This is a genomic window from Acidovorax soli (genome assembly GCF_900107605.1).
Taxonomy (GTDB): Bacteria; Pseudomonadota; Gammaproteobacteria; order Burkholderiales; family Burkholderiaceae_C; genus Acidovorax; species Acidovorax soli.
Window position 1 is genome coordinate 1 of record NZ_FNQJ01000011.1, and the last position, 19,602, is coordinate 19,602.

Consider the following 19,602-nt stretch of genomic DNA (forward strand, 5'->3'; position numbering starts at 1 on the left):
AACTTTTGAAAACTTTCTCTCTCCAGGCCCCAGCCGCTTGCAGCAACCAGATCCACCGAGCGAAGCCTTGAATTATATACCGGGTTTTTACCCAGACCAACCCAAAACCATCTTCTTTTTTTCCTCTGCATCCAGAGCCCTCACGAAGAAGGCTCACGGCAGCGAAGCCATAGACTATAGCACGGGAAAGTCACGTCCGGGGCAAGACTCCCACGATCTGCGCTATTTTTTCCTGAACCAGAGGAGGCCAATCGCCCCAGGACAGAAATGGATGCCCACGATAATCAGCGCCACTATGGCACTTATCACCCTTCTGGACGCCCAACTCGCATTCGGGCATGTTGCATTGCTGGACCACGCCGGCTTCTCCCTGGAAACCGCGGAGCGCATTGGTTTGATCGGGCGCAACGGAGCTGGCAAGTCGTCCCTGCTCAAGATTCTTGGCGGATTGGCCAAACCGGACGATGGCACCCTGCAGGTACAGCAAGGCGTGCGCATCGCCTACGTTGCACAAGAACCCGCACTGGGCCCGGAAGCCACCATTTTCAAAGCGGCATCGGAAGGTTTGCAGCATGTCATTGCGATCCGGGACCAGTATCTTTCCGGAGCAGAAGGTCTCGACCTTGACGCACTGCAATCCGTGATTGAGGCTTACGATGCCTGGAACTGGGAACAGCGGGTTGAGGAGACGCTGCAGCGCCTGCACCTGGACCCGGATGCCAGAGTTGGCACACTCTCGGGCGGGACCAAGAAGCGCGTCGCCTTGGCCCAGGCACTGGTGGCGCGGCCTGACGTGCTGCTGCTTGACGAACCCACCAACCACCTTGATCTGGATTCCATCGAGTGGCTCGAAGATCTGTTGCTCGATTTCCCGGGCAGCGTTGTCACCATCACCCACGACCGGGCCTTTCTGGACAGGGTCGCCACGCGGATTGTGGAACTCGACCGGGGTCAGCCGCGCTCCTACCCGGGCAACTTCGCGCAATACCTCGTCCAGAAGGAAGAGCAACTGGCGCAGGAAGCGGTGATCGCCGCCAAGGCAGACAAGTTGCTGGCCCAGGAAGAAATATGGATCCGCAAGGGCGTGGAGGCACGGCGCACACGCAGCCAAAGCCGCATCACACGGCTGGAGCACCTGCGCGCGCGCCGCGAGGCGCGGCGGGATGTGGTGGGGAGCGTGAAGATGGATGTGGCCACCGGTTCGCAAAACGGCTACCAAGGCAAAATCGTGGCCGAGCTGAGCGGGGTCAGCAAGGCATTCGGCGACAAGACCATCGTGCGCAACTTCAGCGCCACCATTCTCCGCGGCGACAAGGTGGGCCTGATTGGCCCGAACGGCGCGGGCAAAACCACCCTGCTCAAGCTGATCCTGGGCGAGCTCCAGCCTGACGCAGGAACGATCCGCCAGGGAGCCAACCTGCAGGTCGCCTATTTCGACCAGATGCGCCATGCCATCAACCTCGATGCCACGCTGGAGGATTTCATCAGCCCAGGCAGCGAATGGATTGAAATCGGCGGGCAGCGCAAGCATGTCAAGAGCTACCTGAGCGATTTCCTGTTTTCACCCGCGCGCGCGCACTCCCCCGTGCGGTCCCTGTCCGGGGGCGAGCGCAACCGGCTTTTGCTGGCGCGCCTGTTCGCCCGCCCCGCCAATGTGCTGGTGCTGGACGAACCCACCAACGATCTGGACATCGACACCCTGGATTTGCTGGAGGAACTGCTGGAGTCCTACGATGGCACCGTGTTTCTGGTCAGCCACGATCGGACTTTCCTCGATAACGTGGTGACCAGCACCATTGCATTCGAAGGCGACGGACGGTGGCGGGAATACGAGGGCGGCGTGCAAGACTGGCTGGTCCAGTCCAAGCGCAGCCGGGCACTGGCCGCCGCTGCGCCTCAGGCACGTTCGGGGGCAACAGATATTTCAGAGAAAAATTCCCCCCAGCGCGCACCAGACAAGCCGGAACAGCTCCCAAAAAAGAAACTGAGCTACAAAGAGCAACGTGAGCTGGACCAGTTGCCTGAACGGATTGCCGAGCTGGAGACCGAGCAGAAAGCCCTGCAACAGGAGCTGTCCGACGGACAGCTCTACAGCCAGGACCCAGTCCGTGCGGCAACCCTGCATGTGCGCGAAGGCGAGATCGAAGAAGAATTGATGACCGCCCTGGAGCGCTGGTCGGCACTTTCTGCCTGACGAACGGCCGATCAACGCAAGGCGCCCTCCGAGCCTTGCTGCAACCGATCAGTTCCGATGGTGGGGGCGGTCAGCGGTTCCGCGCAATCGCGTTGGTTCCAGGACAGGACCTCGTCTGCTGCACCCTGGGCCAGGGCCTCTACAGCACCCACCTGAACCTGCGACCCGCGCGCGAAACCATGGTGACGCGGGCACAGCGCATGACGCATCTGCTCGATGAGGGCATGGAAAACAACCTGCGCCGTGAGATCTACCCGTACGGACTGCTGTCGCCACTGGACGATGCCATGCGAACCCCTGGCGCCATCCAGCGCCGCGTCCCGCTGTCCGAACGCATCGACGATGCCAACGCGCCGGACACCGGCCCCTATGGCCCAGGCCTGCAAGAGGCCCGTGCCATCCGCAAGCTGTGCAAAACCCACCCGACGGACATGGAAGAAGCCAATCGTGCGCTGCCGCGGGTGCTGGCCGACCTCGAAGTGGAACGCACAGCCGCCTGAACCTGCGCGGCCCGTTGCAGCGCAACGTGGCTACCGGCTCTGCGCCACCACCCGCTGGAACACGCGCCAGAAGGCGGCATCCTGCGTGGTGGTGAAGTTGATGCGCATCAGCGTACAGGGCTGCCGGCTGGCATGGAACAAGGCCCCGGGCGCCAGCAGGTAGCCCTCGTCCAGCATGCGCTGGGCCAGCACGTCGGTGTCCACGCCCGTCTCCACCCAGCCGAACAGCCCCGCCGGTTCGGCCGCAAAACCGCACCCGGCCTCCAGCGCCAGCTGCACGCTGCGCGTGCGCGCCTGGGCCAGGCGCAAGCGCATGCGCTCGGCGTGGCGGCGCAACTGGCCCTGGTCGATGCACAGGGCCAGCGCCTTCTCCAGGATGGACGGCGTGGTCAGGGTGGACAGCAGCTTGGTGTCGAGCAGCCGCTCCACCAGATCGGGCGGCGCCGCCAGGTAGCCCACGCGCCAGTTGGGGGCCAGGATCTTGGCGAAGCCGCTCACATAGATGGTGCGCCGCAGGCCGTCGAGCACCGTGAGCCGCGTGGCGTGCGCGGGCGCGATGTGGCTATAGGTGTCGTCCTCCACAATGTGGAAGTTGTGCCGCTGCGCCAGCTGCAGCACCTGGTGGGCACTGCCGGGCGCAAGGCAATAGCCCGTGGGGTTGTGGAACACGCTCACGCTCACGAACAGCTTGGGCGCATGGGCCTCGCAATAGCGCGCCATCACCTCCAGGTCGGGCCCGTCGGCGCGGCGCGGCACGGGCAGGATGCGCATGCCCAGGGCATCGAGCCGCGCAAACTCCACCGACCAGCCGGGCTCCTCCACCATGACCGGGTCGCCCGGGCGCAGCAGGGTGCGGCTGACAATGTCGAGCGCGTGCGTGGCCCCTACCGTGGTGATGATCTGCCCGGCCGGGGCGGGAATGTCCAGCCCGGCCAGCTTGCGCGCCAGCACCTGGCGCAGGCCGGGGTCGCCCATGGGGTCGCCATACTGGAGCGAGCCCTCCTGCAGCGCCCGGCTGGCCGTCACCTTGCGTACCGCCGCCGCCATGAAACCCGCCTCCAGCCATTCGGAAGGAAACACGCCGGAACCCGGCTGCGGATGGGTGGAGGCCTGGTGGAACATGCCCCGGATCAGCGCCGTGGCGTTGATGCGCGAACCCGAGGGCAAAGGCCCGGAGTCCCGGCGTCCATCCGGCATCGCGACTGCTGCATTTTGTATAGCTGAAAGCGCTTTTTTCTCCTGCGCTAGAGCCCCATTCTGTACAAAATCACGCACATAGAAACCGCGCTGGTTGCGAGCCTCCACCAGGCCCTGGGCCTGCAGCTGGTCGTAGGCGGCCACCACGGTGTAGGGGCTCACGCCCTGCTGGCGCGCGCATTCGCGCACCGAGGGCAGGCGCGTGCCTGCGGGCAGCAGCCGCGAGCGGATGCGCTCGGCAAAGCGCTCGGCCAGTTGCTCGGTCAGGGTGTGGTTGCTGGAACGGGTCAACATGCGGGGCCTCGTGCAGAAATGTCAACTGTGCTGACACAATCGCCATTACAGATCATGCCATTGTCGGTCAAACTGTATCGGCACTGTATTGCCATTGCTTCTACAGTAACAGCCAGCCCCCTCTTACAACGCCATGCCACCCGTTGAATTCACCGCCCTGCTGGCGCTGGCCACCGCCATGAGCTTCAGCCCCGGCCCCAACACCACGCTGTCCACCGCGCTGGCGGCCAACCGGGGCTTGCGCCATGCCATGCGCTTTGTCTGCGCCGTGCCCGTGGGCTGGAGCGCCCTGCTGCTGCTGTGCACGGGCGGCCTGGGGGCCGCCGTGGTGGCGGTGCCGGCGCTGCGCTGGGGCATCAAGGCCGTGGGCATTGCCTACCTGGTGTGGCTGGCCTGGAAGCTCAGCCAGAGCGGCCAACTCGGCGAAGCCGATGCGGCCCGCATGGACGTGGGTTTCTGGCAGGGTGCGGCACTGCAGTTCGTGAACATCAAGGCCTGGCTGCTGTCGCTGACCATCGTGGCGGGCTGGATCATCGGGCGCGACGACAGCCTGCAGCGCCTGGCCGTGGTGCTGCCGGTGATGGCGCTGTATGCGCTGTCCAGCAATTTTGTGTATGCCGCCGTGGGCGCGCTGCTGCGCCACTGGCTAGCGCGCGGCCGGCGCCTGTTGTGGTTCAACCGCGCCATGGCGCTGGTCCTGGTGGTGACGGCGGCCTGGATGGTGCGCGCATGAGCACGCCCGTGTCTGCATCCGTTGCCAGCCCGGACGTTGCTGCGCCAGCCACCACGCCAGTGCCCCCTCCGCGCACCGCCCCCGAGGCCCGTGGGTTGGCCCTGGGCCTGCTGGGCGTCATGATCTTTGCCCTGACCCTGCCCATGACGCGCCTGGCCGTGGGCACGCCCGACGCCCCGCTGATGTCGGGCCTGTTCATCGCCATGGGGCGCGCGGCCGTGGCCGGGCTGCTGTCGGGCGCGCTGCTGCTGGCCCTGCGCGCCCCCCTGCCGCAACGCGCCGACTGGGGGCCGCTGGTGCTGACGGCGCTGGGCGTGGTGTTTGGTTTTCCGCTGCTCACGTCCATGGCCATGCGCCATGTCAGCGCCGTGCATGCCAGCGTGATCGTGGGGGTGCTGCCGCTGGCCACGGCCGCCGTGGGCGCGCTGCTGCACCGCCAGCGCCCGTCGCCAGCGTTCTGGGCCTGCGCGCTGCTGGGCACCGCTCTGGTCGTGGCTTTTGCCGTGCTGCGTTCGGGCGGTGCGGGGCTGGCGCTGCACCCGGCCGATCTGCTGCTGCTCGGTGCCATGCTGTGCGCAGCCGTGGGCTACGGCTTTGGCGCACGGCTGTCGCAGCACATGCGGGCCGAGTTCGTGATCTGCTGGGCGCTGGTGATCTCGCTGCCCGCCACGGGGCCGCTGGCGGCGCTGTCATGGCCCGCTGCGCCCATGCCTGTGCATGCCTGGGGCGGCTTGGCCTATGTGTCGGTGTTTTCGATGTGGCTGGGCTTTTTTGCCTGGTACCGGGGCCTGGCACTGGGCGGCACGGTGCGCGTGAGCCAGGTGCAGCTGGTGCAACCTTTTCTGGGCATGCTGTTTGCCGTGCCCCTGCTGGGCGAGGGCCTCGATACGGTGAGCGTGGGCTTTGGCCTGGCCGTGATGGCCACCGTATTGCTGGGCCGGCGCATGCCGGTGCGGCCACGGCCCGCCTCGGCATGAGGATGCCCCCAGGAAATGGCGGCGACAAAGCGGGTTATGGGGCGGGTTACAGTGCAGCCCCATCGGCCCACCCGCAGGCCGGTACCACGCCGCACAACGGCTTTTTTATGGATGACAAGCGCCCCTGGCGGGCGCCACTGGAGATGACTGCATGACGAACTGGACCCTGGCGGCACGCGCCGCCAAGATGAACCCCTCCGCGATCCGCGAGATCCTCAAGCTCACCGACAAGCCCGGCATCATCAGCCTGGCCGGCGGCCTGCCCTCACCCAAGACTTTTCCCCTGCAGGAGTTCACCGCGGCCTGCAACACCGTGATGGCGCGCGACGGCGCCGCCGCCCTGCAATACGCCACCAGCGAGGGCTACGCCCCCCTGCGCCAGGCCGTGGCCGACATGCTGCCCTGGACGGTGGACCCCGACCAGGTGCTCATCACCACCGGATCGCAGCAGGCGCTCGATCTGATCGGCAAGGTGTTCCTCGACAAGGACAGCCGCATGCTGGTGGAAACACCCACCTACCTGGGTGCGCTACAGGCCTTCGCGCCGCAGGAACCCATTGCCGTCAGCGTGGCCAGCGACGACGACGGCATCCTGGTGGAAGACTTTGCCGCCAAGGCCGGCACCGGAGCCGACAAGGCCCGCCTGGCCTATGTGCTGCCTAACTTCCAGAACCCCACGGGCCGCACCATGACCGAGGCGCGCCGCGCCGCGCTGGTGGCCAAGGCCACCGAGCTGGGCATTCCGCTGATCGAGGACAACCCCTACGGCGAGCTGTGGTTTGGCGATGCCCCGCCCGCCCCCCTGACGGCGCGCAACCCCGATGGCTGCATCTACATGGGCTCGTTCTCCAAGGTGCTGGCCCCGGGCCTGCGCCTGGGCTTTCTGGTGGCACCCAAGGCCATCTACCCCAAGCTGCTGCAGGCCAAGCAGGCCGCCGACCTGCACACCCCCGGCTTCAACCAGCGCGTGGTGGCCGAGGTGATCAGGGACGGCTTCCTCGACCGCCATGTGCCCACTATCCGCGCCCTCTACCAGCAGCAGCGCGACACCATGCTGGCCGCGCTGGAACACGAAATGGCCGGCCTCGACGTGGCATGGACGCGCCCGGCGGGCGGCATGTTCCTGTGGGTGCGCCTGCCCGAGGGCGTGAACGCGCAGGCGCTGCTGGCCGAGGCGGTGGAGCGCAACGTGGCCTTTGTGCCCGGCGCACCGTTTTATGCCGAACACCCCGACACGCGCACGCTGCGCCTGTCGTATGTGACGGCCAGCAGCGACGAGATCCGCACCGCCATCGCCGCGCTGGCGACAGCCATCCGCGCCCATCAGACGAAGGGCTGACACCATGCGCCAGCGCTCCTTCCGGCAGGTGGACGTGTTCACCACCCAGCCCTACCGGGGCAACCCGCTGGCCGTGGTGCTGGACGGCGAAGGCCTCACCACCGAGGCGATGCAGCAGTTCACCGACTGGACCCACCTGTCCGAGGCTACCTTCCTCCTGCCCCCTACGCCGGAAGGCCGCGCGGCCGGGGCGGATTACCGCGTGCGCATCTTCAGCCCCGGCCGCGAGCTGCCGTTTGCGGGCCACCCCACGCTGGGCAGCTGCCATGCCTGGCTCGAAGCCGGTGGCCAGGCCCGGACGGCGGGCCGCGTGGTGCAGGAATGCGGCGTGGGCTTGGTCACGCTACGCCAGGACGGCGACCGCCTGGCCTTTGCCGCACCACCCCTGGTCCGCAGCGGCCCGCTCGACGAAGCCGACGTGGTCCGCATCGCCCAGGGCCTGGGCGTGGCGCGCAGCGACATCCTGCACCACGCCTGGTGCGACAACGGCCCGAATTGGCGCGGCGTGATGCTGCGCTCGGCCGCGCAGGTGCTGGCCCTTCAGCCCGACGGCGCCATCCTTGCCGGCCTGGATGTGGGCGTGGTCGGGCCAACCGCTGAAGGCGGCGCATCCGCGCCGCGTGGCAAGGTCGGCGTGGTGGGCAGCAGCGATGAACAGGGCATTGCCTTCGAAGTGCGCGCCTTCTTCCCCGGCAGCAACGGCCTGTCCGAAGACCCGGTCACGGGCAGCCTGAACGCCGCACTGGCGCAATGGCTCATCGGCGCCGGCCTGGCTCCCACGCACTACGTGGCCAGCCAGGGCACCGCGCTGGGCCGCGCCGGGCGGGTGCATGTCGCACAGGAAGGCAGCGACATCTGGGTGGGCGGCAGCACGGTGAGCTGCGTGCGCGGCGAGGTGCTGCTGTAACGGCACCCTCCACCACGAGGTCACTCCACCGCCCTGCCGCAACCACCTGGGCTTGCGCTCGCGCAGACGGTCGCGGCACGCTGAAACAGCCATCCATCGGTTTTGCCTACCGAAACCCACCCGACCTGAGATAGCTCCCACAAGCATCCATCGGGGCAAAATTCCATACCAGACGGAAGGGTTTACCCCATCTTCGATTTCATTCCCTGAAATTTTCACCCATCGGTTTGACGTGCACCGCCACGCCCAACACCATAGTCCCCATATCCGCGGTCACCAGCGGCAGGAGACAACAGCATGCGATGGAAACAACGCCCGCAAGGTTCGAACTGGGGCGACTTCGGGCCCGACGATCAGCTCGGGCGCGCCAACCTGATCGGACCTGAGCAGGTTCGCAAGGGCGCGCAGGAAGTGCGTGAGGGACTGAGCTATTGCCTCTCGCTGCCGCTGGATCTGCCCGGTGGCAATGCCCTGAACGCGCGGCGCCACCCTCCGCGCCTATCGCCCACGCGCAATGGCGATCGGCCCTACCTCAACTTCCCGCTGGGCCATGTGGTTGCGGGCGCCACCGACGTGATCAGCGACGACCAGGTGCTGCTGTCGCTGCAGTACTCCACGCAGTGGGATTCGCTGGCCCATGTGGGCTCGCTGTTCGACGCCGAGGGCGATGGCCAGCTGCGCACCACCTACTACAACGGCTACCGGGGCCACGAACATGTGCTGGGACCGGTGGACCATGGCCTGCCGCAACGCGACGCACAAGGCGCACCCGGCCCCTACCGCCCTGTGTGCTGCGCGGGCCGCCCCGCCGACGCCAGCGTGGCCCGTGCCCTGGGCGTGGAGAACCTGGCCAAAAAAGGCATGCAGGGCCGCGCAGTGCTGGTGGACCTGGCCCGGATCTGGGGCACCGACTTCCAGGACATCGGCTACGAGCAGCTCATGCACGCCATGGCGCAGTGCGGCGCCACGGTAGAGCCGGGTGACATGCTGCTGCTGCGCACCGGCTTTGCGGGGCTGGTGCTGTCCATGCAAGGCCAGCCCGACGCCGAGCGCCTGCACCACAGCTGCGCCGCACTCGACGGCGGCGACCAGCAGCTGCTGCAATGGATCACCGACAGCGGCATCGCCGCCCTGGTGGCCGACAACTACGCCGTGGAGCGCCACCCGCCCACACGCGTTCCCCAGGACGGCACACCCTACCCCGTGCTGCCGCTGCATGAGCACTGCCTGTTCAAGCTCGGGCTGCCGCTGGGTGAGCTGTGGTACCTCGACGAGCTCGCCGAAGCACTGCACGCCCGGGGGCGTACCCGCTTTTTGCTCACCGCGCCGCCCCTGCGCCTTCCCGGTGCCGTGGGCTCGCCGGTCACGCCCATCGCCACCCTCTGATTCCACCAACCATCCCTACACACACCAGGAGACAACATGAGCCACTTCACCCCCCTCACCTCCACTCCCCGCAGCGCCTTGCAGCGCGCCTGCCGCGCGGCATGTATCGGCTTGGCCATCGCCGCCGCGACCACGGCCGCCACGGCGCAGGATGCCAGGATTTCCGACGACGTCGTGCGCCTGGGCATCCTCACGGACCTGGGCGGCCCCTTTGCCGACATCACCGGCCCGGGCAGCGCCGCCGCGATCCAGATGGCCATCGACGACTTCGGCGGCCAGGTGCTGGGCAAGAAGATCGAGCTGCTGGTGGTGGACCACCAGAACAAGGCCGACATCGCCGCCAGCAAGGCCCGCGAATGGTTCGACACCGGCAAGGTCGATGCCATCATGGACGTGGCCGTCTCTGCCCCGGCGCTGGCCGTGCTGGAAGTGGCCAAGCAAAAGCAGAAAGTCATCGTCTTCAACGGCCCCGGCACCGACCGCCTCACGGGCGACCTGTGCATGCCCAGCACCGTGCACTACGTTTACGACACCTACGCCCTGGCCAACGTGACGGCCAGCGCCATTACGCAGCGCGGCGGCAAAGACTGGTTCTTCATCACCGCTGACTACGCCTTCGGCCACAGCCTGCAGGAACAGGCCAGCGCCGTTGTAACCGCCCAAGGGGGCAAGGTGCTGGGCTCGGCCAGGCACCCCATTGGCGCGACGGACTTCGCATCCTTCCTGATCAGCGCGCAGAACAGCAAGGCCCAGGTCATAGGCCTGGCCAACTCCGGCGGCGACACCGTGAACACCATCAAGGCTGCGCGCGAATTTGGCCTGACCCAGGGCAAGAACAAGCAGACCCTGGCCGGCCTGCTCATGTACATCAACGACATCCACGCCATCGGCCTGCGCACGGCGGGCGGCTTGATGCTCACCGAGGCCTTCTACTGGGACATGAACCCCGAAACACGCGCCTGGTCCAAACGCTATTTCGAGAAGATGAAGAAGATGCCCAACATGAGCCAGGCGGGCGCCTACTCATCCACCATGCACTACCTCAAGGCCGTGCAGGCCGCCAAGACCGACGACACGGCCAAGGTCATGGCGCAAATGAAGGCCACGCCGATCAACGACTTTTTTGCCAAGAACGGCCACATTCGCGAGGACGGCCGCATGGTGCATGACATGTACCTGTTCGAGGTCAAGTCGCAGGCCGAATCCAAGTACCCCTGGGATTACTACAAGCTCGTGGCCACGGTGCCGGGCGACAAAGCCTTCCTGCCGCTGTCGCAGTCCAAGTGCCCGATGCTCAAGAAGTGAGGACCGTGCGGCCATGACGACACCCCTGCAAACTGCACTGATCGTCGGCGCCACGGGCGTGGTGGGCCAGGCCTGCCTGCGCCATTTCGCCAGCCTGCCCGGCTGGCGTGCGATCGGCGTGGCACGCCGCCCTATCCTGCCGCCGCCCGGCGCTGAAGGCCTGCAGCTAGACCTGCAAGACGCAGGCGCCTGTGCGGCCGCGCTGGCAGGCCGCGACGACATCACCCATGTGGTGTACACCGCCGTCTACGAGAAACCTGGTGGCCTCGTCGGGGGCTGGCAGGACCAGGACCAGATGCGCATCAACCTGCAGATGCTGCGCAACGTCGTCGAACCGCTGGACCGCCCCGGCGGCCCGCTGCGCCATGTCACCATCATGCAGGGTGGCAAGGCCTACGGCGTGCATATCCACCCGCAGATCGCCGTGCCCGCACGCGAGCGCTGGCCGCGCGACGACCACGCAAACTTCTATTGGCTGCAAGAAGATTTCCTCCGCGAGCGCCAGGCACGCTCGGGCGATGCTTGGCACTTCACCATCATGCGGCCGCGCATCGTTTTCGGCGATGCCATGGGCAGCCACATGAACCCCATCCCGGCCATTGGCGTGTACGCCTGGCTGCGCCACGAACAAGGCCTGCCGCTGGCCTACCCCGGCGGCCCCGCGCGCGTGAACCAGGCCATCGACGCCGACCTGATTGCCCAGGCCTGCGCCTGGGCCGCACAGTCGCCCAACGCGCGCAACGAAACCTTCAACGTGGAGAACGGCGACGTGTTCGTGTGGCAGAACGTCTGGCCCACCGTTGCCGATGCGCTGGGCATGGCGGTGGGGGAGCCCGAGCCGCAGTCGCTCGGTGCCACCCTGGCGGGGCAGCAACGGGCCTGGGAACGCATCGTGGACAAATACCGGCTGGCCGCGCCGCGCGAGCTGGCGGCCTTCATCGGCCAGGGCGCCACCTACGCGGACTTCCAGATGAACCACGGCAAGACAGGTCCTTTGCCGCCGGTGATCATGAGCTCGGTCAAGATTCGCCAGGCCGGATTTGCGGCATGCATCGATACCGAGGACATGTTCCGCAAATGGTTTGGCCAGCTGCAGCAGCGCCGGCTGCTGCCCAGCGCCGCGCAAGCGCGGACATGAAGATAGAGCGCATTACCAGCACCATCGTGGGCCTGCGGCTGCGCCGCGCGCACCGCCTGGCCATGACGACCATGGCCGGCCACACACCTTGGTGGTCGTGCAGATGCACACGTACGAGGGCGTGACCGGGCGGGTTGGCGCTGCCGCGCTCGTCGCTGCGCCTACTCGTCGCTGGCTAACTTGTCCAACAACGCGGTCTTGAACCAATACGGCATCAAGTCTGTTTTCATTTCCAGATCGGCGTCGTCCGTCACCTCTGCCACCCATACACGCTCGCTGCCCGAGTTGTCAAACAGGTAAGCCCGGTCTGCACAAGTGACAGCATCCGCCAGCAAAGCCAAAGACCGGTGGTAGCGTTCAACGATTTTGTCTCGCGGCACATCGTGCTTGCCCATGCGAACCCGGTGAGCCACCCGCGAAATGTTGATCTCGGGGTCCTCGGTCGCAACGTAGTACAGATAGGTTCTGAACCCTTGCTTGCGCGCACGGCAGAAAAAATCCACCTTGGCCCGTGCCGACATCACCGTCTCGAAGGTGAATGACTCCTTGCGGCGCAGCAGGTCATTCCGAATGAAATCCACCAGCACCGAGGCGAAGTACGAATTCACCGCCACGGCATAAAAAATGACACGGTCTTCTTCCAGCCGGATCTTTTGTGCACTGGCGTCCAGCCCCTGCTGGCGCAGGAAGTCAGAACCCGCGAAGAAAGCCAGCAGCTCCGCCTGTGTGGTGTTGACACCGTAGGGTTTCAGCGACGCGAAACCCTGCGCACGGATCTCGGCCTCGATGTCATCGGCGTTGACATAGACGCCCAGCCAGTTGGGTTCCAGCACGTCCTTGAGGGTGCTTTTTCCCGAGCCGTTCGGGCCTGCGAACATGCGCAGCCGGGGCTTTACGGCACTCATCCAGCAGCGGTCACACGGGGCTTGAGCTTGAACTTGGCGCCCATGGCAACCTTCACAGGGCTGTGGATGGTGCGCACCACCTTCTCGGTACCGTCGGCATGCGTCTCGACCAGCTGGCCGTTGACGGCGCGCATGACTTTCCCGCTGGTGGTCAATGCCTGGTAGTGCGCGCGCTGAAAAGCACCCTGAGCCAGTTTAGGGATGCCGGCCTCCAGGACCTTCATGGATTCTTCAGTCATCTTCATGGCGTTACCTCAGTGACTTTCACTCTAGCACCAACGCCGGGCGTTTGCCGGATGGCACACCGCATGCCAGCCGCGTCCTGCCCAGCCGCTGACCCGCTCACATCGCGGCACCACCGCTTCAAGCTCCACCCTTGGGCGTGCACGCACGGTGTTGCCAAACAGGAAAGCCCCAAGTGCCGGTTCAGTCGCTGCGCGCGCCGGCGGCTTGGCTGCTGGTCAACCCGCAGCGCCGTGGCGCTGCGCCCATTCCCAGCCCAGCCGTGCCAGTGGCCCGGCCTTTCGCCCGGTCTCCTCGGCGTCGGCCGAGGCCGCGCTGCCATCGGCCGCGCGCTGCGCAATGCCGTAGAGGATGGCGGTCATGCGAAACAGGTTGTAGGCCATGTAGAACGACCAGTGCCCCTGCGCATCGCGCCCGGTGGCGGCCTGGTAGTCCGCCAGGTACTGCGCCTCGCTCGGAATGCCCAGCGCCGCGAAGTCGAGCCCGCCCATGCCGCGCCACAGCGCGGGCGGCACGTTCCAGGCCATGCAGTGGTAGGCCAGGTCGGCCAGCGGATGGCCCAGCGTGGACAGCTCCCAGTCCAGCACGCCGATCACGCGCGGCTCGGTGGGGTGGAACACCAGATTGTCGATGCGGTAGTCGCCGTGCACCAGGGTGGTTTCGTCGCCCTCGGGCAGGTGCGCGGGCAGCCACGCCATCAGGTCGAGCATCGCCTGGTCCAGCGGCACCGGCAACGCACGGCACTGGCGCGACCAGCGGTCGATCTGGCGCTGCACGTACTGGCCCGTGCGGCCGTAGTCGGCCAGGCCTACGGCCGCAATGTCCACGCTGTGCAGGGCGGCGATGACGCGGCCCATCTCGCGGTAGACGGCGGCGCGTTCGGCCTTGTCCATGCCGGGCAGGGCCGGGTCCATGAAGACGCGGCCCTCCAGGAAATCCATCAGGTAGAACGGCGTACCGACGATGGACTCGTTCTCGCAGTAGGCCAGCATGCGTGGCACGGGCACATCGCTGCCCTGCAGCGCCCGCATGACGCGGTACTCGCGGTCAATGGCATGGGCCGACGGGGCGAGTTGGCCGGCTGGCTTCTTGCGCAGCACGTAGGCGTTGTCACCGGCCGTGATGCGGAATGTGGGGTTCGATTGCCCGCCGGACAGCGGTGACACCTCGATCGCTTCAGCCCCGACCAGACCCTGAGCGCGCAGGTAGTCGGTCAGCGGCCCGAGGGGCATGGATGCGGCGCCGGCGCTCACAGCGAGCTCACCAGATGTGCGCCATCCACCGCAACGGTCGCGCCCGACATCGCAGCACCGGCATCCGATGCCAGCAGCAGCAGCGGCCCATCGAGATCGCCCAGCTCGCCAAAGCGGCGGCTGGGAATGCGGCTGCGCAGCTTGTCGCCGGCTTCGCTGGTAAGGAAGTCGCGGTTGAGGTCGGTCACCACATAGCCCGGCAGCAGCGCATTCACCCGGATGCGGTGGCGCGCCAGCTCCAGCGCCATGGCCTTGGTGGCCTGCACCACGCCGGCCTTCGATATCGCGTAGGGAGCCACCCCGCCGGCCACCCGTTCACCCAGGATGGAAGCCACATTCACAATGCTGCCACCCTGCCCGGCCGCCACCATGCGGCGCGCGGCCTCGGTGGCCACCAGCCAGCAACCCTTGAGGTTGGTGTCCAGCACCTGGTCGAAATCTTCCGGGGTCTGCTCCAGCAGCGGGCGGGTAACGGTGACACCGGCGTTGTTGATGACCACGTCGGGCGCGCCCCAGCTGGCCAGCGCATCGAAACAGGCACGCACGCTGGCTGGGTCGGTCACGTCGAGTGCCAGCGCCCGCGCCTGGCCGCCTGCCTGCACGATGGCGTCCACCACCGTCTGCAGCTTGTCCGCGCGGCGTGCGGCCACGGCCACGCGTGCGCCCACCGAGGCCAGCAGCTGCGCGAAATGCGTGCCCAGCCCGCTGGATGCACCCGTGACCAACACCACCCTGCCGTCAAGCCGGAAGCGATCGATGGCGCCGCTCATGCCTGCCCCCCGGCTTCGGCCTTTTCTGCTAGGTGCACGAGCTTGCGCGCCATGCTCCAGCGGTGCACTTCGCTCGGGCCGTCGTAGATGCGAAAGGCCCGCATGTCGGTGAAGATGCGCATCACCGGCGAATCGGACGTGACCCCCTGGCCGCCCAGCATCTGCACGCTGCGGTCCACCACGCGCCACTGCGCTTCGGAGCACACCACCTTGGCGCGGCTCGACTCGAAGTTGCATTTTTCGCCCTGGTCCAGCAGCCACGCGGTGTGCCAGATGTGCAGACGGGCCGTGTGCAGGTCCATGTCGTTGTCGGCCAGCATGAAGCCCACGCCTTCGTGCTCGACCAGCGGCTTGCCAAAGGCGTGGCGCTTGCGGGTGTAGGCCAGCGCTGCATCATGAGCGCGGCGTGCCTGGCCGAGCCAGCGCATGCAGTGCGTCAGGCGTGCGGGGGCCAGGCGCACCTGCGCGTAACGAAACCCTTTGCCCATCTCCCCGAGCACGTCGCTGGCGGGTATGCGCAGGTTGTCAAAGCGCAGCACGCCGTGGCCTCCGGTGAAACACGCGTCCATCGCATCCATGCTGCGCTCCAGCGTGATGCCGGGGCGGTCCATGTCGGTGAGGAACATGGTGGCCGAACCGTCTTCCATGCGCGCCATCACGATGGCGTAGTCAGCACCTTCGGCACCCGTGATGAACCATTTGAGGCCGTTGATAACATAGTCGTTGCCATCGCGTACCGCCGTGGTGGCCAGCATGGAGGGGTCAGCACCCGCGCCTGGCGAGGGCTCCGTCATGGCAAAGCAGGAGCGGATGTGGCCGGCCACCTGCGGGCGCAGCCAGCGCTCCTTGTGCGCGGCGGTGGCCACTTCTTCCATGAGGTGGATGTTGCCTTCGTCGGGTGCATGGATATTGAGTGCCGTGGGGCCCAGCCACGAATATCCCGCCTCCTCGAACACCGCAGCCTTGGCCACATGGCTCAGGCCCAGCCCACCCATCTCGCGCGAGGCATGGGGCGTGAGCAGGCCGGCGACGCGGGCGCGGGCTACCAGCTCGCGGCGCAACGCCTCGCTGGGGCCGTGCGACGACTGGCGTTCGTCGTTTTCGAGGGGAATGACCTGCTCGGCGATGAACTGGCGCGTCTTGTCGCGCAATGCGCGGATTTCCGGGGAAAGGGTGAAGTCCATGCGGCAAATTCCTTCACATTTTTTATCAGGGACGAGCGGCGGCCCCGGCGCACTCCACCAGGGCATCCACGACCACGGCGCCGTCACCGACAGCGCCCACCATGACGGGGTTGAGGTCAACCGATGCGATGGTGCCACGTGCGCCGGCAATCACGGTACCGACCGCCACAGCGATGTTCGCCAGCGCCTGCACGTCCAGCGGCGGTTCGCCGCGCACACCATCGAGCAGCGGCGCAATGCGCAGCGTGCGCAGCGTGCGCACCACCTCGTCCTGGCTGAAGGGCGGCAGCAGCACGGCGCAGTCCTTGAGCGCCTCCACGTACTTGCCGCCGTCGCCCACCACCACCACGGGGCCGAAGACGGGGTCGATGCGCGCGCCCACCATGAATTCGTGCTGGCCCTTGCGCGTGGCCGCCACGATCACGCCATCGCGCTGCACGCCCATGGCATCCATCTTGGACCAGAAGCGCTCGAACAGCTCGGCCGCCTGTTCGCGTGTCTGCACGTTGAGGGCCACCAGCCCGTGCTCGGACTTGTGCGGCACCTCGGCCGAGCAGGCCTTGACCACAGCGGGTGCGCCGATGGCGTCGAACGCCGCGCGGGCCTCGTCGGCGGTGCGGCACAGGTGCATAGGCACCGTGGGCACGCCGTGGAGCGCCAGCAGGGCGAGGCTGTCCACCTCGTTCAGAAAACCCTGCGCGCCGGCCGGCACCTGCACCGCGGGCAGCTGGGGCCAGGTTGTGCGGGGCTGGCGCATCAGTGCCGTGTGCCCGGCCACCTGGGCCAGCACGGCGATGGCCTCGCCTTCGTTGGGGAAGGTGGCGATCCCGTGCGCGCGGAAGGGCGCGGCCACGCTTTCTTGCCACGCCGCCACCGCCACGGGCTTGCCTGTGGCGGCCTCGAAGGCGGCAGCGTCGCGGGCAAAGCGGTCCAGGTCGTAGCCCGCACCGGCCACGGGAATGTTCAGGAAGAACAGGTCGGCCGCCGGGTCCTGCGCCACGGCGGGCAGCACGTCGCCGAACAGGCCGCTGTTGGACAGCAGTGCGGCGGTGACGTCGATGGGGTTGCTGGCGGTGGCAAAGCCCGGCAGCTTGGAGGCTACGTCGGCTTGGGTGGCGGTGCTCAGCTCCGCCAGGGGAAGGCCCAGGTCTTCGGCCGCGTCAGCGCCCATCACGCAGCTGGCGCCGGAGTTGCTGATGATGACCAGGCGGCGGCCCTCGGGGCGCCAGCCCTTCAGGTAGGCGTGTGCGGCGCGCGCCTGCTCGTGCGGGTCGCGCACGCGCCAGATGCCGTGGTGCTTGAAGAAGGCGTCCACGGTGCGGTCCTCGTTGGCCAGCGCGCCCGTGTGAGACGACGCGGCCTTCTGCCCGCTGGCCGATCGCCCGGCCTTTACCGCGACGATGGGCAGGTCGCGCTCGCGCGCATAGGCGGCGGTGGCGGCCAGCATCTCGGGGTTGGCGATGTTCTCCAGGTACAGCAGCAGCAGCTTCACGTCGGGGTCGTGGGCCACGGCCCAGGCCATCTCGGCGGCGGTCACGTCGGCCTCGTTGCCCGTGGCGTGCACATGGCGCACGCCCAGGCCGCGCCCGCGCACCAGGCCGTAGATCATGGAGCTCATGCCGCCGCTCTGGCTCACCACCCCCACCGGGCCGTCCATGGGCGGCACCTCGATGAACATGGTGGAAAAGCCCGCGATGGCGCCCGTGCCGAAGTTGGCCAGGCCCTGGGTGTTGGGGCCGTACAGCCGCATGCCGGCGGCGCGGGCCTTGGCCACCATGTGGTCCTGCAGTTCGCGCCCGGCGGGGCCGGTCTCGCCGAAACCCGAGGCAATGATGACGGCCGACTTGACGCCACGCGCCGCGCATTCCTCCACCGTCGCCACGGTTTTGTCGCCACCCACCACGACCAGGGCGAGATCCGGCACTTCGGGCAGGTCGGCGAGCGTGGCGTAGCTTTTGTGGCCCTGAATCTGCGCGCGTGCCGGGTTGATGGGATAGACCGCGCCCTGGTAGCCATGGCGCTGCATGTAGTAGATGGGACGCCCGCCGATCTTGTGGATGTTGTCCGAAGCGCCAATGATGGCGACCGAACGCGGGTTGAGGGCGGAGGTAAGAAGATCAGTCATGGCTGTTGTGTGTTTCTCAGTGGTTCATAGCGTGCGACCGTTGCGCCTGGCGCGGCGCACGCCAGGGCCGCCGTGCAAGGGCCGCCCCGCCGCACGGGCGGCGTCCCCCTTGAGGTGGAAGGCGCCGAAGGCGACTCAGGGGGTTAGTCAATCTTTGCGCCGGAGGTCTTCACCACCCTGGCCCATTTGTCCACTTCAGCCTGCAGGAAGGCGCCATACGCCGCCGGCGCGCTCCAGGCCGCGCCAAAACCCTGGGCATCAAAACGCTGACGGATGTCGGGGCTTTCAAGCACGGCCTTGAGTTCGGTACTCAGCCGCGCAATCACCTCCCTGGGGGTACCAGCGGGGGCGAGCAGGCCGTTCCAGGCGATGGCCTCGTAGCCCGGCAGGCCGGACTCGGCCACGGTGGGCAGATCCGGCGCCACAGCGGAGCGCTGGGCACTCGTCACGGCCAGGGCCTTGAGCTTGCCCCCCTTCACGTGGGGCATGGACGACAGCATGGTGTCGAACATCAAATCGACCTGCCCGCCCATCACGTCGGTGAGCGCGGGCGCGCTGCCCTTGTAGGGAACATGGTTCATTTTGATCCCGGCCATGGCGCTGAACAGCTCGGCCGAGAGGTGGGTGGACTGGCCATTGCCGGACGAGCCGTAGTTCAGCCCGCCGCTTTTGCTCTTGGCCAGCGCGATGAGCTCGGCCACGTTGTTGGCCGGCAGGGCCGGGCTGGCAACAATCACCAGCGGACCGCCGGTGAGCTGCGAGATCGGCGCGAAATCCTTGGTCAGCGAGTAATTGAGCTTGGCGAACAGCGCGGGATTGATGGCGTGCGCCGTGGTGGCCACCACCAGCGTGTAGCCGTCTGGCGCGCTGCGGGCCACGGCCTCGGCGCCCAGGTTGGCCCCTGCACCGGGCTTGTTGTCGATGACAAACGGCTGGCCCAGGCGCTCCTGCAGCTTCTGCGCGACGGCGCGGGCCACGATGTCCGTGGGGCCGCCCGGTGGGTAGGGCACGACCAGCTTCACGGGCTTGTTCGGGTAGTCCTGCGCAAAGGCCAGCGGGGAACCCGCCGCACACAGTGCGGCGCAGGCCAGGCCGATCCAGTGGCGACGGGACGTCAGGCGGGAAAGGGGAGGGATGTTCATCATGGCTTGT

At 67.2% G+C, this 19,602-nt stretch carries 17 protein-coding genes; 9 read left to right on the forward strand and 8 right to left on the reverse strand.

The window, feature by feature from the left end; translation table 11 throughout:
* Positions 1-295 precede the first annotated feature (295 nt).
* Entirely contained in the window at positions 296-2,194 is a 1,899-nt protein-coding gene (locus BLW02_RS09465; RefSeq protein ID WP_092698057.1) for an ATP-binding cassette domain-containing protein, read from the forward strand.
* Positions 2,195-2,286: 92 nt separating this feature from the next.
* Positions 2,287-2,694, forward strand: coding sequence for a hypothetical protein (locus BLW02_RS09470; protein WP_092698058.1), 408 nt, complete (start codon positions 2,287-2,289; stop codon positions 2,692-2,694).
* A 30-nt stretch (positions 2,695-2,724) separates the two neighbouring features.
* Here the strand turns inward: BLW02_RS09470 and BLW02_RS09475 are convergent, their stop codons facing one another.
* On the reverse strand, positions 2,725-4,185 hold the full coding sequence (locus BLW02_RS09475) for an aminotransferase-like domain-containing protein (RefSeq protein WP_092698059.1): 1,461 nt from the start codon (positions 4,183-4,185) through the stop codon (positions 2,725-2,727).
* 133 nt (positions 4,186-4,318) lie between these two features.
* Between BLW02_RS09475 and BLW02_RS09480 the strand changes: the two genes are divergently transcribed.
* The 7 genes from BLW02_RS09480 (at position 4,319) to BLW02_RS09510 (ending at position 11,970) form a co-directional block, all read left to right on the forward strand.
* Positions 4,319-4,918 (forward strand): LysE family translocator, encoded by a 600-nt coding sequence (locus BLW02_RS09480; protein WP_092698060.1) that lies wholly within the window; start codon positions 4,319-4,321, stop codon positions 4,916-4,918.
* Complete coding sequence (locus BLW02_RS09485; RefSeq protein ID WP_092698061.1) at positions 4,915-5,895, forward strand: DMT family transporter; 981 nt, start codon at positions 4,915-4,917, stop codon at positions 5,893-5,895. The genes BLW02_RS09480 and BLW02_RS09485 overlap by 4 nt, the downstream gene beginning before the upstream one ends.
* A 151-nt stretch (positions 5,896-6,046) precedes the next feature.
* Entirely contained in the window at positions 6,047-7,234 is a 1,188-nt protein-coding gene (locus BLW02_RS09490) for an aminotransferase-like domain-containing protein (protein WP_092698062.1), read from the forward strand.
* Positions 7,235-7,238: 4 nt separating this feature from the next.
* Complete coding sequence (locus BLW02_RS09495) at positions 7,239-8,141, forward strand: PhzF family phenazine biosynthesis protein (RefSeq protein ID WP_092698063.1); 903 nt, start codon at positions 7,239-7,241, stop codon at positions 8,139-8,141.
* Positions 8,142-8,438: 297 nt separating this feature from the next.
* Entirely contained in the window at positions 8,439-9,527 is a 1,089-nt protein-coding gene (locus BLW02_RS09500) for a cyclase family protein (protein ID WP_092698064.1), read from the forward strand.
* A gap of 36 nt (positions 9,528-9,563) precedes the next feature.
* Entirely contained in the window at positions 9,564-10,832 is a 1,269-nt protein-coding gene (locus tag BLW02_RS09505; protein ID WP_092698065.1) for an ABC transporter substrate-binding protein, read from the forward strand.
* A 13-nt stretch (positions 10,833-10,845) separates the two neighbouring features.
* Positions 10,846-11,970: an SDR family oxidoreductase gene (locus BLW02_RS09510; RefSeq protein ID WP_208859714.1), complete on the forward strand. Its 1,125-nt coding sequence runs from the start codon at positions 10,846-10,848 to the stop codon at positions 11,968-11,970.
* A gap of 161 nt (positions 11,971-12,131) precedes the next feature.
* On the opposite strand, the gene BLW02_RS09515 is transcribed toward BLW02_RS09510, so the two are convergent.
* From BLW02_RS09515 to BLW02_RS09545, 7 genes are all read right to left on the reverse strand, one after another.
* Entirely contained in the window at positions 12,132-12,875 is a 744-nt protein-coding gene (locus BLW02_RS09515) for an ATPase (protein ID WP_092698066.1), read from the reverse strand.
* Positions 12,872-13,120, reverse strand: coding sequence for a hypothetical protein (locus tag BLW02_RS09520; RefSeq protein ID WP_092698067.1), 249 nt, complete (start codon positions 13,118-13,120; stop codon positions 12,872-12,874). The genes BLW02_RS09515 and BLW02_RS09520 overlap by 4 nt, the downstream gene beginning before the upstream one ends.
* Positions 13,121-13,336: 216 nt before the next feature.
* A complete protein-coding gene (locus tag BLW02_RS09525) occupies positions 13,337-14,350 on the reverse strand; it encodes a phosphotransferase family protein (RefSeq protein WP_092698068.1) in 1,014 nt (337 codons plus the stop codon).
* A gap of 17 nt (positions 14,351-14,367) precedes the next feature.
* Positions 14,368-15,141, reverse strand: a complete 774-nt coding sequence (locus BLW02_RS09530; RefSeq protein WP_026435249.1) for an SDR family NAD(P)-dependent oxidoreductase — start codon at positions 15,139-15,141, stop codon at positions 14,368-14,370.
* Positions 15,138-16,325 (reverse strand): acyl-CoA dehydrogenase family protein, encoded by a 1,188-nt coding sequence (locus BLW02_RS09535; RefSeq protein WP_026435250.1) that lies wholly within the window; start codon positions 16,323-16,325, stop codon positions 15,138-15,140. Before BLW02_RS09535 ends, BLW02_RS09530 begins: the two co-directional genes overlap by 4 nt.
* Before the next feature lie 25 nt (positions 16,326-16,350).
* Positions 16,351-18,450, reverse strand: coding sequence for an acetate--CoA ligase family protein (locus tag BLW02_RS09540; RefSeq protein WP_092698069.1), 2,100 nt, complete (start codon positions 18,448-18,450; stop codon positions 16,351-16,353).
* 143 nt (positions 18,451-18,593) lie between these two features.
* On the reverse strand, positions 18,594-19,595 hold the full coding sequence (locus BLW02_RS09545) for a tripartite tricarboxylate transporter substrate binding protein (RefSeq protein ID WP_092698070.1): 1,002 nt from the start codon (positions 19,593-19,595) through the stop codon (positions 18,594-18,596).
* Between the last annotated feature and the right edge of the window lie 7 nt (positions 19,596-19,602).